At 44.9% G+C, this 13944-nt stretch carries 12 protein-coding genes; 5 read left to right on the top strand and 7 right to left on the bottom strand.

Annotated features, from left to right (window positions below):
- Positions 1 to 34 precede the first annotated feature (34 nt).
- Positions 35 to 844 (bottom strand): Cof-type HAD-IIB family hydrolase, encoded by an 810-nt coding sequence (locus BMW45_RS20355; RefSeq protein ID WP_054789532.1) that lies wholly within the window; start codon positions 842 to 844, stop codon positions 35 to 37.
- A 155-nt stretch (positions 845 to 999) separates the two neighbouring features.
- Between BMW45_RS20355 and BMW45_RS28785 the strand changes: the two genes are divergently transcribed.
- Together BMW45_RS28785 and BMW45_RS20350 are read left to right on the top strand one after the other, a co-directional pair.
- The gene (locus BMW45_RS28785) at positions 1000 to 1131 is read left to right on the top strand and encodes a hypothetical protein (protein WP_278320803.1); all 132 of its coding nucleotides are present in this window, start codon (positions 1000 to 1002) and stop codon (positions 1129 to 1131) included.
- A 78-nt stretch (positions 1132 to 1209) separates the two neighbouring features.
- A complete protein-coding gene (locus BMW45_RS20350; protein WP_092248270.1) occupies positions 1210 to 2217 on the top strand; it encodes an ABC transporter substrate-binding protein in 1008 nt (335 codons plus the stop codon).
- 170 nt (positions 2218 to 2387) lie between these two features.
- Here the strand turns inward: BMW45_RS20350 and BMW45_RS20345 are convergent, their stop codons facing one another.
- The 6 genes from BMW45_RS20345 to BMW45_RS20320 all read right to left on the bottom strand — a co-directional run bounded on the left by BMW45_RS20345 (position 2388) and on the right by BMW45_RS20320 (position 10767).
- Positions 2388 to 4259, bottom strand: a complete 1872-nt coding sequence (locus BMW45_RS20345) for a sialate O-acetylesterase (protein ID WP_092248267.1) — start codon at positions 4257 to 4259, stop codon at positions 2388 to 2390.
- Positions 4256 to 5140 carry a carbohydrate ABC transporter permease gene (locus BMW45_RS20340; RefSeq protein ID WP_025232417.1) on the bottom strand — a complete coding sequence of 295 codons (885 nt, stop codon included), beginning with the start codon at positions 5138 to 5140 and terminating at the stop codon, positions 4256 to 4258. The genes BMW45_RS20345 and BMW45_RS20340 overlap by 4 nt, the downstream gene beginning before the upstream one ends.
- A gap of 1 nt (position 5141) precedes the next feature.
- Positions 5142 to 5963 (bottom strand): carbohydrate ABC transporter permease, encoded by an 822-nt coding sequence (locus BMW45_RS20335; protein WP_310579774.1) that lies wholly within the window; start codon positions 5961 to 5963, stop codon positions 5142 to 5144.
- A gap of 232 nt (positions 5964 to 6195) precedes the next feature.
- The gene (locus BMW45_RS20330) at positions 6196 to 7581 is read right to left on the bottom strand and encodes an ABC transporter substrate-binding protein (RefSeq protein WP_092248261.1); all 1386 of its coding nucleotides are present in this window, start codon (positions 7579 to 7581) and stop codon (positions 6196 to 6198) included.
- A 100-nt stretch (positions 7582 to 7681) separates the two neighbouring features.
- On the bottom strand, positions 7682 to 9637 hold the full coding sequence (locus BMW45_RS20325; RefSeq protein ID WP_242883184.1) for an alpha-glucuronidase: 1956 nt from the start codon (positions 9635 to 9637) through the stop codon (positions 7682 to 7684).
- Complete coding sequence (locus BMW45_RS20320) at positions 9634 to 10767, bottom strand: Gfo/Idh/MocA family protein (RefSeq protein WP_242883182.1); 1134 nt, start codon at positions 10765 to 10767, stop codon at positions 9634 to 9636. Before BMW45_RS20320 ends, BMW45_RS20325 begins: the two co-directional genes overlap by 4 nt.
- 273 nt (positions 10768 to 11040) lie before the next feature.
- Between BMW45_RS20320 and BMW45_RS20315 the strand changes: the two genes are divergently transcribed.
- From BMW45_RS20315 to BMW45_RS20305, 3 genes are read left to right on the top strand one after another with little or no spacing between them, the layout of a single operon-like run.
- The gene (locus BMW45_RS20315; protein WP_092248255.1) at positions 11041 to 11856 is read left to right on the top strand and encodes an AraC family transcriptional regulator; all 816 of its coding nucleotides are present in this window, start codon (positions 11041 to 11043) and stop codon (positions 11854 to 11856) included.
- 14 nt (positions 11857 to 11870) lie between these two features.
- On the top strand, positions 11871 to 12791 hold the full coding sequence (locus BMW45_RS20310) for an NAD-dependent epimerase/dehydratase family protein (RefSeq protein ID WP_092248252.1): 921 nt from the start codon (positions 11871 to 11873) through the stop codon (positions 12789 to 12791).
- A gap of 33 nt (positions 12792 to 12824) precedes the next feature.
- Positions 12825 to 13916, top strand: coding sequence for an aldo/keto reductase (locus BMW45_RS20305; RefSeq protein ID WP_092248249.1), 1092 nt, complete (start codon positions 12825 to 12827; stop codon positions 13914 to 13916).
- The last annotated feature ends 28 nt before the right edge of the window (positions 13917 to 13944 follow it).

The following is a 13944-nucleotide window of genomic DNA, read 5'->3' as shown; positions in this document are numbered from 1 at the left end:
ATACTAAAGTTGTAAAGTCCACCCTTCGCGGACATCATGAAAGCATAAATTTTTCTATAACATGAGCCACTCCGTCATCATTATTGGAAAGGGTCACATAATCAGCTGCCTTCTTCACCGGGAGAACTGCATTGTCCATTGCAACGCCAAGGCCTGCATACTGGATCATGGACAAATCATTGTAACCGTCTCCGCAGGCAATCATCTCATCCTTGCTCATGCCAAGCTTTAAAAGCAGACGTTCCAGACTTGCCGCCTTGTCCACTCCTTTCGGGAGTATCTCCAAAAAATAGGGTTCTGAACGGTAAACGCTGTAATCCCGCCCTAAGGCCGCCTTTACCTTTGGCTCTACCATTGCAAGATAGTCGCCTTCATCAAGCATCATGAATTTAACAACCGGAAACTGTACATAAGCCTCCATATCCTGGATTTCTTTTACTTCCAGCTTATTGACAGCCGCTTCCTTTTCTACATATTCATCCCTGGCATTGGGAGTGACGATCAAATCATCCTCATAGGTTAGGATGTTCACTCCATGGTCCTCTGCCATGCGGATAATCCTGGAATTTGAGGACACCGGCAATTCCCTTGCAAAAACCGTTTCTCCGGTTCTGCAGTCAATGATGCGCCCTCCGTTAAAGGACAGGATGTATCCTCCTGACTTATGAAGCTCCAATTCCTTGGCAAGGGGCATCACCCCGTAAGTGGGCCGTCCGGAAGCCAGTACAATAATTCCGCCCTGTCGTTTTAATTCAAAAAGTGCCTCTTTGGTCCTGGGTGTGATCTCCTTATTCCGATTGGTCAGCGTCCCATCCAAATCCAGCACAATCATCCGATAGTCCATTGAATTTCTCCTGTTTTGTAAATTTTACTATAGCAGTATAACACAGTTTCTCCTCTTATTCCATCTTAAAATACAGAAAAATATAAATGTCTGGAACCGCAGCCTGGCCCCCCTCATACAATGCCAATAGGAGATACTAAGAAAGGGAGAACGATATGAAAAAGGCAATCGCTTTACTACTGGTTGCATTCATGCTGGCCGCCTCCCTGACAAGCTGCAGAATCTCGGCCAGAAAGCATATTAGACCGCTTTTTTATAAGGTATCCGGTACGTTTACGGTAATATAAAAAATTTTCATAAGACAAAGTACCTTCCCATATTCTCATAATAAAATGTAGTATTAAGATTTCCCTAAGGAGGATTTTATGAGAAAAGCCTATCACTTTTTTCTGGCGGCCATACTCACCGGAGCTTCTTTACTTAGCCTGACTGCCTGCGGCCCAAAAGCAAAGGCATCAGAATTAACTCCGGTCACACTAAATGAAGTTGCCCATTCTATCTTCTACGCTCCCCAGTATTCAGCCATTGAACTGGGATATTTTGAGGATGAAGGCATTAACTTAACCTTAGTCAACGGAGCCGGCGCCGACAAGGTTATGACTGCTCTGATATCAGGCGATGCCGATATCGGATTTATGGGTTCCGAGGCCAGCATCTATACTTACGCGAACGGTTCGAAAGACTATGCTGTCAACTTCGCCCAACTGACCCAGAGAGCCGGAAACTTTCTTGTAGGAAGAGATAATCAGCCTAACTTTAAATGGACGGATCTTAAAGGCAAAAAGGTACTTGGCGGAAGAGCCGGAGGAATGCCGCAAATGGTATTTGAGTATATCCTGAAAAAAAATGGCATCGACCCTGTTACGGACTTATCCATTGACCAGAGTCTAAACTTTGGCCTGACTGCTGCGGCATTTACCAGCAATGACGCAGACTATACCGTGGAATTTGAACCATTTGCCACAGGGCTTGAAAAAGAAGGCAGCGGACACGTTGTAGCTTCTCTTGGCGTTGATTCCGGATATATTCCTTACACTGCCTACAGCGCAAAGAAAAGCTATCTGGAAAAGAATCCGGAAACCATCCAGAAATTCACCAATGCAATCCAAAAAGGCCTGGAATATGTTAATTCCCATTCTTCGGAAGAAATTGCAAAGGTGATCCAGCCCCAGTTCAAAGAAACCGACGTAGCGACGATTGCAACCATTATTGAACGGTATAAAGCACAGGATACCTGGAAAAAGGATACGATTTTTGCAAAAGACAGCTTTGAGCTTTTGGAAAACATCCTGGAAGAATCCGGACAATTAAAGGATCGGGTACCTTATGAGGAACTTGTAACGACCACTTATTCAGAAAAAGCAGCAAAGTAAACCCCACCCTTTTTTAACGTATCTGGTGATATAATAAAATATACAGGGCCGCATCTACTGCGGTCCTGTATATTTTATACCCAAAAACAGATGATGCTCAAAACGCAATATTGAAGCAGGATTCGAAGGAATCCCACCCCAACGATTGATTCAGCATTCCTGCCGTCCAGTCAGACGATCGTTGCTTCAAACGGCGATACCGGCAGTCCCTGGGCTGCGTACAGATTCGCAGCCACCGGATTGTTTGACCATGCATAGCGTACTCCGGTAACTGTCTTTCCTTTTTGGACATTCAAAGTAACCGTCCCCCCCTGGGTCCGGACATTGATGTAATCTGAGATCCATTCACCTGATATGCAGACTTCAAACCCGCCCGGTTTGCCGTCTGATACATTGAATCCTCTCCCCCCATGATTAAAGTGAAGTATGATCTCATCACCCTTCCTTTCAGCATGGGAGAATACAGGGGACAGCCACTCTCCCGGCTCATGGTATGCAATCTCATACGCCGCCATGGCCATTCTCTCTCCTACCGTCTTCTTATCTGTTGGATGCAGGTCATTATACTCGCCGCAATCGATGGTAACCACCATAGCGCTGTTTGGAAGCTTTGCAAGGCTCTGCTGCATATTTCGAAAACGTACCCAGTTCCCTGCATCTTCAAGATCATAATTCGGTAACTGTACGTAAATAACAGGAAACTTTCCCATATGCCATTTCCGTCTGTAATCCTCGATCATGCGCCCAAAATACTGAGGATAGGAATGGTCGTCGTCTGCATTGCTCTCTCCCTGATACCAGCACATACCGCAGATAGGAAAATCATGAAGAGGCGCTATCATTGACTGGTACATACCCATGGGCTTTCTCTCAAAAAAGGTCGGTGGTATAAGAGCTTCCGCATATGCGCCGCTCTTATACGTCCAGCCTTCAGAGATAGACAACGTTTCTCCTGTTTCAAAAATCATTTGATAAGACTTCCCTTTGGTAAAGTCCAGCCGCCCGGCCACCGCGATCGCGCGTATCGTGATCTCATGGTCCCCTTCGGTAAGTCCCTCCAGGTGATATTCCCTGGGCGGGTACCGATATGTGGTATTACCGATGCGCTGCCCGTCAACGTAAGTGTAGTCCGCATCTTTGATGGTTCCAAGGGAGAGACGAAGCGGTTTGCCTGAAAGTTCAGGAGGGATTGTCACAGTCTTTTTAAACCAGAAAGAGCCTGGTTTTTCAAAATCTTCATTTGCATAGAAATCATCAGTAAGGCTGACTGTTTTCCATGTATCCCGGAAACCGGAATTCAGCCAGTCTTCTAAAATCCCCGCATCCGCCTCATCTAATTTCTTATACCACGAGGAAGCCCCCAGTTCATCTTCTTTTTGTATATTCCTGACATATTCATCTGATTTGCACTTGTCAGCTGCTTTTGCTTTACCGGAAAAAACCGCAAGCGCTTTTCTGCTCATCCATGCCTCTATAGGCGTACCGCCCACTGCAGTAAGTATAAGGCCTATGGGTACCGGATATCTTTCCCGCAATTTTGCCCCGAAGAAATATCCCGCTGCTGAAAAATAAGAAGCACACTCCAAAGAATAACTTTCCCATGTTCCTCCTGACAGTTCATCTTCAGGAGCTTTGAAATCCCATTTGATCGGGACAGTGAACTGCCGGATAAGCGGATCTCCGTCTTCACGATACTCCGTTGGGAAGCGATACCTTACCCTCTGCATAGGCAGCTGCATATTCGACTGACCGGACATAAGCCAGACATCTCCTATATAGATATCAGAAAATTCTTTTCTCTCACCAGCGCATATAACGGAAATAGAATATGGCCCCCCTGCCTGCATAGGCATAAACAAAAGCTTCCAGTTTCCGTCTTCATCGGTCAAGGTCTCTTCTATAAAATCGGCACCCCCATCTTCCTTTGAGAATATTGTCACTACCCGCGCTCCCGCATCTGCTGTACCTCTTACGGGAATAAACTCATTTCTCTGCAAAACCGCATGATCTGAAATGTACGGGGTGACACGAAAGCCGCTCATCCTTTCACTCCAGAACTGGTCACTCCCTCTACAAAATACTTCTGGCAGCAGAAAAACAGGATCAGTGCAGGAAGCAGAGCCAGGAACGACATCGCCAGGATCTGATTCCATTCCACAATACCGCTGCTTTGATCGATTGACATCTTAAGAGCCAGTGACACGGGATATTTCGCAAGGCTAGTCACATAAATCAGGGGGCCTAAGAAATCGTTGAAACTCCATACGAACTGAAAGATCGTACAGCTTATCAGTGCCGGTTTCAATGCAGGGAGCAGTATCATCGTCAAGATTCCAAATGAGTTGCAGCCGTCAATCGTCGCCGCCTCATCTAAATACGTCGGTATGGAACGCATAAACTGGATCAGCATAAATACGAAGAACGGTTCGTTGGCAAATACGGTTGGTGCTACCAAAGGTACATATGTATTTAAAAGTCCAAGGTTTTTCCATAAAATATACAGCGGTATCCTGGTTACGACTGACGGTAAAAACATTGTCGCCATAAGTATGGAGAAACATATCTTTTTTAGCGGGAAATTGAATCTGGCAAATCCATACGCCACCAGTGTACTTGATATCAGACAAAACAATATCTTAGGTATCACAAAACTGAATGTGTTTAGAAAAAACGTAGTAAACGTAAATTTCGTTCTTGTTTTCCAGCCATTGATATAAGGCGTAAAGTCTATTTTGCTCGGTATGAAATTTATTGACGTAAATATCTCATTGTTCGTCTTAAATGTAGCTCCCACAAGCCAGATGATGGGATAAATCATAACGAGGGCCACTGCCGTAAGTAAGGTATATCTGAAAGCAGCATTAATCATGTACTTTCTTCTTCTGCGTCTTTCGACTTCGCTGATCAAAATTGTCCGTGCCATGTTATTCCCCCTTATCCGAATAAAATACCCAGCGATCCTGGGTAGCAAATAACACTACCGTAACAGATACGATGATGAGAAACAGTACCCAGCTGGCGGCGCTTGCGTAACCCATATTGAAAAGCTGGAAAGCATTGTCATATATGAACATAGAGGTAAGGTAAGTGGAATTTAAAGGGCCTTTCTTCGTGATAAGGTAAGGTCCGTTGAATTCCTGGAAAGCATTGACCAACTGCATGACCAAATTGAAGAAAATTGTAGGTGTGATCAACGGAATCGTGATCTTAAAAAACGAATATGACTTCGTAGCTCCGTCCACACTTGCAGCCTCGTAGAGATCCTGAGGCACATCTTTAAGAGCCGCCAGGAATATCAGCATGGCGGAACCGAACTGCCAGACTTTTAAAAGTACAATAACAGCCATAGCTCCGGATGCGGAAGACAGCCATTTTACAGGACTCACACCGAATATACCAAGAAAATGGTTAACAAATCCATCTTGCTGGAATAAAAATCGCCATAATACGGCAACCGCCACGTTTCCGCCCAGAAGGGAGGGAACATAGTATGCCGTCCGGTAGAAATTAATAGCCTTTAATTTAAAATTCAGGATAAACGCAATAAAAAGTGCAAATGCAAGCTGCAAAGGCACTGTAATTACTGTATATTTCAGCGTCTGCCTCAGCGTGCCTAAAAAGTCTTTATCTTTAAATAGCTTTGCATAGTTGGCAAATCCTATGAAATTGGGTTCTCTGACCAGGTTGTAATCCGTAAAGCTGATAAAAAGTGCATTAATAAACGGATACAACGTAAGAAAAACCATTCCAATTATCCAGGGGAGAATATACAAAAGCCCGATCTTGCTGTTTTTCAAAAAAATTCCTCCTAGCTAATAATGATATAGCCACTAAGAGCTATATAGTTAATAAGTTCCTATATCAGATTTGACGTTTTTTGGCCGCCGCAGGCGGTGAAAGGATCCAGCTTATATAAAGTGAATCCTTCACCTGCTTTCCGGCAGACTGACACTGAGGAATGTGGCAGCTTTATTTCAATTATTTCCCATATTCTGCTTTCAGCTTTGCAACCTGAGCGGATGCTTCATCATAGAATGCCTGAGCCGCTTCATCTACGGTACTTGCACCCAATTCATATTTCTCATAATTGCTTTCATAAGAACTTGTAAATACGGCATCTTCAAAGATAGGGGAGTTATTGATAACTTCTGCTTCATCTGTAAAGTCATAAGCCTGCTTTACGGCTCCCGTGATCTGACCGTCAGCTTCAAGTGTGGCTTTTGCAGATTTTGATGCCACCATACCTCTCTTTGAACCCATAAGCTTGGTGCCTTCCGGATCATTTAAAATATACTGCAGGAATTCTGCCGCTTCTTTTGGGTGCTTGGAGTTCTTTGAGATAGCAAATGTCAGTGACGGTTTTGCCATGGTACCTTTAAATACCGCTCCGTCAATCGTTGGAAGGGGTGCTACAATAAGCTCGTCTCCTTTATCTGCAAGTGTCTGTGCATTGGAAGCGATTCCACCTGTCCACTCAAGTACTCCCAAATATCCGCCGTCAATAAATTTTGCATTCTGGGCAATGGATACAGGGTCATTTCCTACATTTTCAAGGTAATCCTGTCTGGAACAGAATACATGAAGATCTGCCAGTTCCTTATACCAGGTCATAGCTTCCTTGTAGTCCTCTACCGTATAATTCATATTCAGATTTTCATCGAATTCACCCTTACCGGTCTTCTGCTGCAGATAATAAACGGCTGCAAAACGGAATGTCGGGCTTACGATCAGATAAGCGTTTGGATTCTGTTCCGTAATAGCTTTAGCAGCTTCCTTGTACGCTTCGAATGTAGACGGAATTTCATTGATACCGGCTCTCTCAAATGCGGATTTGTTCAAATAAACGCCCAGAGTATTTTGTCCGTAAGGAATGGCCTGCATCACACCGCCGGTCTTTCCTGTCTCTAAAAATCCTGCATCATACTGTGAAAAGTCAATGATATCCGCAACCTTGTCTAAATCATAGAAACCGGTACCGTCCGGACTGTATTTGATAAGCCACGGATAGTTGACAGTCATGATATCAGCTTCCGTACCGCCCGCATAACGGGTAGCAAAAGTCTCTTCCAGGTTACCGAAGCCGGAAGGCTCGCCTGTCACTTCGATTGCGCCTGCATGAGCTGCGTTGAATGCATCAATGGCTTCCTGAGTCGCCTGATGGCGGTCATCATTGCCCCACCAGGAAAAGCTTAACTTGGCCAGTTCACCAGCCGGTGCCGCATCTGATTTAGCCTCTCCGCCGTTGCCTGATGCTACCGTAGTAGCCGGTGCAGTGTTTCCTCCGTTGCTTCCACATCCGGTGAAGCTGACTGTTGCCGTTAAAACTGCTGCAAGTAAGGCTGAACTTTTCTTCCATTTTTTCATAATACTAATTCCTTCCTTTTCTTTTTTATTTGCAGGGTCTGTAAAACCCTATACCACCAATTCTTACGATGCCTGGTAATACATAATACAGCTGATATTTTTAATCATAGATCATTCTGCCATGGGCATCAGGAATTCCTGACTTACGGTAGAAATAGGTATTGATCTGATCCCGCCAATTGATTGCATTTTCTTTTTGTTTCTTAAGACGTTCTCTCACATTCCTATAGCATTCTTCATCTAAAAGCGGTTCCAGACTCTCCCAAACTTCCTCGTACTGCTCTACTTTCTCCACTCCCGCAAAATGTGTGTCATATATATGCTGTATAACAGTCTTTCCTGAGCGAAGGATATGGGTATACGGCACATGATGGAAAAACAGCAAAAGCTCATCCGGACAGGTAGATAAATCTTCATATTCTCTGAATCTGTCATCGGAGTACTGCCTTGTATATCCGGTACCGTTTGCGACCGAACGTTCTCTTCCTACGCCGTTGCGGTCCGCATAATGATAGGTCCCCCATCTGTCATATTCGTATCCGTCTATGTCCACTCCGTAGTGGATCGTCGGTTTGCACATAAATCCAACTGCCAGAGGACAGGTATAGTCTTCATATACATCTCTGGAGGTGGTAAGGATCTCCATGATCTTTACGGCCTCGTCCCGCGGAAGATCAAAGGTTAAATTTACCCATTCTCCGGCTATGGCTTCAGAACTGAGTGAATTGTCCCATACAAGCCTGCCGTATCCATAGAGATTTGCCTGAGCGAGCTTGTTGCCTGTCCAGTTTGTGTCCATTCCTACACTTCCAACCGCCGCTATTCCTGACAGTTTGGGATCCGGGGAGTTCCTTTTGATCTCATTCCTGATATAAGCATCTTTCCCGTAGCGGGTGTCAAAATCCAAAGTTTCCTTCCACATAGGGATCAGATAACAAATATCAACCTGATGCCCTGTGTATTCCTGGGTGATCTGGAATTCCAGTATTTGATTTGTCTTTTTAAGTGCCCCAAATAATGGAGAATTAGGCTCTCTGATCTGAAAATCTATGGGACCATTTTTAATCTGAAGGATAACATTGTCCTCGAACTTTCCGTCGTGCTCCATAAATATATCATAGGCAGCCATGGCGCGGTCAAGGGTTCTGTCTCTCCAATCCTGCCCACAGTTGTATACAAAACACCTCCAGATAATGATGCCTCCTAGGGGTTTTATCGCCCGTGCCAGCATATTCGCACCATCTTCGTGGGTCCTGTTATAGGTAAATGGACCAGGCTCCCCCTCTGAATCCGCTTTCACGATGAAACCGCCAAACCGGGGAATCTCTTTGTATATTTCAGCAGCCACTTTCTCCCACCATGCAGCAACTTCCGGTACAAGAGGATCCGCTGTGTCAAGCCCGCCTACCACGATGGGAGCTGCAAAGTTGATGGCAAGAAAAGTTCTGATACCGTATTCGCCAAACACATCAGCGATCTTTCTGATTTCTTTCAGATTTTCGTCTTTTATGAAGAAGGTCTCTTTTTTATGTACATTTACATTGTTGATTGAAATGGCATTGATCCCTGTACTTGCAAGCAATCTTGCATAAGAGCGGACGATCTCCATATCTCCTCTAAAATTGTTACTATCATAATAAATTGACTCTCCCGCATAACCGCGCTCAATGGAACCGTCGAAATTGTCCCAGTGGTTTATCATGCGTATGCTCTGATCCGGTCTGTTCTTAAAGGGAAGCGTACCTTTTGTGATCAGAATACGGTGCAGACTGAATACTCCATAAAGAAGACCTGTCTCCGTAGATGCTGTTATTTCGTAGCCTGTCTCTGTCTTTCCTATCTCATATCCATCATTGCCGTCATCACCTGCAAGTGATAACACCAAAGAGGATCCCGGTTCATCCGATGGTTCTGCACCTTCAAACAGCAGTGGCAGCTCTCTTTCTATTGTTTTCAATACAATGCTGTCTTTTTTATCTTTGATATGATAACCGGATATATCCGGCTGATGTACTTTCTTATTCAGCCAGCACAGATCCCTTGTTTTTGTAATCAATTCAGTTCCTCCTGATTTCCGCTGCCAGCGTTCTGTTTCGCTGCAAGGAAATTCTTTCCGTTTTCAATTATTCCGTTTTTCTTATACAAAAGACTGTCCCTGTCCAGAGGCAAACGGACCGTCGATTTCGTAAATCCGGATTCATAGATCGCCGTAATAACTTCAAGAGCCAGGCGGCCATCTGCACTGTCTTCCGGATGGTTCTCACCTTTTTCTATAAAGCGGATCGCCCGCTCTATCTGTGCCTCATGCTTCGTTCTATCCGACTCTGGAATTGCTTCCCGTACTTTCTCAAGCTCTGCTGCTGCATCCGGGTCGTCTACGGGGAATCCTGTGTCAGTAGAACGGCTGCTCGTGATCTGATAGGGGGATGAGATACCCGCTTTTTCACACTGGAAGGCAAGTCTTTGATACTGGCCATGTGTCACCAGGTTTACTGCAAAGGTCACTACTGCTCCGCTTTTATAGGTGAGTATTGCAGCTGACAGATCTTCTGTCTCAGCATTATCATGTGCAACATTTGTCAGAACAGCCGTTACAGTCTCAGGAGGGCCCATGATCCAGTTAAGTAAGTCTATCTGGTGTACGCCGTGATTAATGATACAGCCCCCGCCTTCCTTCTCCCAGGTGCCTCTCCACCAAAGATCATAATAACTGTGACCGCGGTACCAGAATGACTCCACCTGGCCAAAGAGCACTCTGCCTGCAACTTTACTCTCTATCAGTGTCTTTAATATCTGATTATCTTTCGTGAAACGGTTCTGGCATACGACTCCCAGATAAGCGCCAGTCTCCTTTTGGACCTCTATCATTTCGTCGCATTCCGCCAGTGATAAGGCCATGGGCTTTTCCACCAGTACATGCTTCCCTGCCCGCATACATGCTATAGAAACAGGCAAATGGGTGAACGGCGGGGTGCACACACTTACAAGATCGATATCCGTTCTTTTAAGCATCTCGTTATAATCCCCATAGACCTCCGCTGCATCCAGACCATACTTCTCTTTCAGACTTTGCGCTTTCTCGGGAAAGATATCACAAAGCGCAGCCACTTGACATCTGTCCGAAAGTGCAAGGTATGCCTTAAGATGAGTTTCTGCAATAACGCCCGTTCCGATGATACCTACCATAATAATTCCTTTCTTGAAACAGTTTCATTGGGTCTGTCAGCATTTTGATTAAATAAACGTTTATTATGCTTTACATTTTAGCCATATCCTCCAATTATGTGAATGTAATATTAAAATACCATTTGTAATTTTTAAATATATTTTTTGCTTTGTATTCTCTATTGCACATTTTTACCGGACAAGATATACTAAATATACTAAAAAATCCTGCATCAGTAACAGCCACTGTATTTTTTCTAAAAAAGTCACAATAAAAAATGGGAGGCGCAGCTTATGGAAGTGAATTTTGATAACATGATTCCCGATCTGCACTACTACATTCACAGAAAATGTACTGCGAGTTGGAAGATCGATCCGGATTACATATCTTTCATCGACATCACATATGTCATAGCGGGAAAAGCCAGATATTTCATAGACGGGACAGAATATATCGTCCGGAAAGGTGATCTGATCTGCATACCCAAGGGCACCCACAGAGCAGCGGTCAGTGTACCGGAGGATCTGATGGAATGTTACTCCACAAACCTCTTTCTCACAGATCAAAAAGGCAACGATATCACCCTGCCCATTGACCTCATCAGCCATATAGGCAATGTTCCCCAGCTCATATCATGCTTTCATGAGATCCATGAAGAATGGCTGAAGCGTGAGTTCGGCTACAAATTAAAGGTGCGGGCCAGCATGTGTCTGATTCTATACCATATACTGGATCTCCTTATCAATGAAAACCGGATCAGCAGTAAGGACATCCGCATCATCAACAGCATCCGCTATATGAGCACTCATTTTGCAGAAGATGTAAGCATCGATACCATGGCCAGTCTGTTTCATATTCATCCGGTGTACTACGGAAATCTGTTTAAAAAAGCGCTGGGCATGACATTCAAACAGTACCTGATCTCTCTGCGGCTGAACCATGCGGAAAACATACTGAGGAGTGGTGAGGCCAACGTAGGCGATGCAGCTCTGCAAAGCGGATTTTCCGATATTTATTATTTCTCAAAACTATTTAAAGAAAAAAAGGGAATCCCGCCTTCAAAACTGCTCCCGCCGGAGAGGAAGAAACATATAGAGATATTCAAATAAGGAGGAGATTCCGTATGAAGAAGAAAGCACTGATTATCGGAGGAAGCGGAGGCCTAAGCGGCCGTCTGGCTGCACTTGCAAAAGATGAATATGAAGTTTGGGCGGTTACCAGAGGACAACGGCCCTTAGGGGACGGGATCCATCTTTTAAAAGCCGACCGAAACGATACTGAAAATTTCCGGAAAACGATTTTAGAAGCGGATACAAACTGGGATATCGTCTTTGACTGCATTTGCATGAATGAAAGACACGCCTTACAGGATTTAGATGTATTACCCGGGATAACGAAACGTCTGGTCGTGATTTCCACGGATTCCGTGTATGATCCCTTAAGAAAAGACACGCCGCAGAACGAAGACGGATATTTCGTCGAGGAAGAAGGCGAACCCGAAGCACTCACCTATGCAGGCAACAAACGCCGTATGGAACATATCTTTATCAACAACTTCAGCACCTCCTTAGTGGTTACATTATTCCGCCCCGGGCATATCTACGGACCTGGTTTTCTCATAGGGTGTTACCCGGAGCATAGCAGGCAGAAGGAATTGCCCCAGCTCATCCTGGACCGGGAGCCCATATCTCTTGTTGGCGGCGGAATCTATCTCACGCAACCAATATTTGTGGACGATCTGGCAAACTCCATGCTCGACTGTGCAGAAAGGCAAGGCGCTTTTAACCGTATTTTCTGTATCGGGGGACCAAAAGCAGTGGAAAACCGCAGATATTACGAGATCATTGGACAGCTGCTTGACAGGGACTTGACTATAAAGGAGATCCCCCTGACTGGATACCTTGAAGATCACCCGGAGTACAGCGGCCATCTGTGCCATCGGATCTATGATCTGTCTGCCCTGCGGGAAGCGGGTGTACGGCTGCCCGATACACCCCTAGAGACAGGATTAAACTTACACTTAAAATCACTCGGTTATCTTTAACACTCATTCTGAACGAAACCTGGAGGTATTTATATGTATTACAAACAGTATGGAAACACCGATATGAAAGTCTCCGCCATCGGCATGGGCTGTATGCGGTATGACTCCGATGATGTCAAATCAGGTAATTTTGAAAAATGCGCGGAAGTTGCGTTGTATGCCCATGAAAAAGGCATCAACTACTTTGACACTGCTCCTTTTTACTGTGACGATAAGAGCGAGATCATCACAGGTATGGCCTTATCACAGCTGCCCAGAGACAGCTACTATATTTCTTCAAAGACCAACTTAGGCACCGTAGGCGGCAGCTACACAGAAGCAGATTTCCGAAGGAGACTGGAAACCACATTAAGCCGGTTAAAGGTGGATTATCTTGATTTTTATCATCTGTGGTGCGTATTGAATCTGGATTCTTTTTCCAATCAGGTGGAAATCCTTTATTCATTCTTTGAGAAAGCCAAATCAGAAGGACTGATCCGCAATATCGTGTTTTCATCCCATATGCAGGGCAACGAGCTCGAAACTGCCGTAGCTTCCAATCTATTTAAGGGAATGCTCATTGGATACAATGCACTCAACTACCGTTTCCGCCAGACCGGCATTAAAGCCGCCTATGACAATGGTATGGGCGTCGTAGTCATGAATCCCTTAGGAGGCGGTCTTATACCGGGAAATCCAGATACATTCCGCTATCTGACAGAAGGAACAGACCTTACCGTGGCACAGTCAGCCTTAAACTTTGTGGCATCCCACAAAGAGATTACAATCACTCTCGCAGGCTGTACCACAAAGGAACATGTCGATGATGCCGTGAAAGCCGTGGAAAACTTAGCCGAGCGCCCCGCTGCTGAAATCTATGAAGAATATGAAAATAAGGGCATGATCAGCAACGACCTCTGCACCGGCTGCGCTTACTGCAAGCATTGTCCAAAAGATATCGATATCCCCAAATTCATGGATGCCTACAACATGAAGCTGCTGGGAAATGATATGTATGATCGCCTGAAAGGCCATTGGCAGATATCAAAAGACTCTGCCGGAGACTGTATCAAATGCGGCAAATGCGAGAAGCTGTGCACACAGCATCTGCCCATAATAAATAGACTGGCTGAGATAGCAGGATAAAAAACCGGCAGCCTGCCATGCAGGCTGC

The organism is Lacrimispora sphenoides, from assembly GCF_900105215.1.
In the GTDB taxonomy this organism is placed as follows: Bacteria; Bacillota; Clostridia; order Lachnospirales; family Lachnospiraceae; genus Lacrimispora; species Lacrimispora sphenoides_A.
This window is presented reverse-complemented; position numbering and strand designations above follow the sequence as displayed.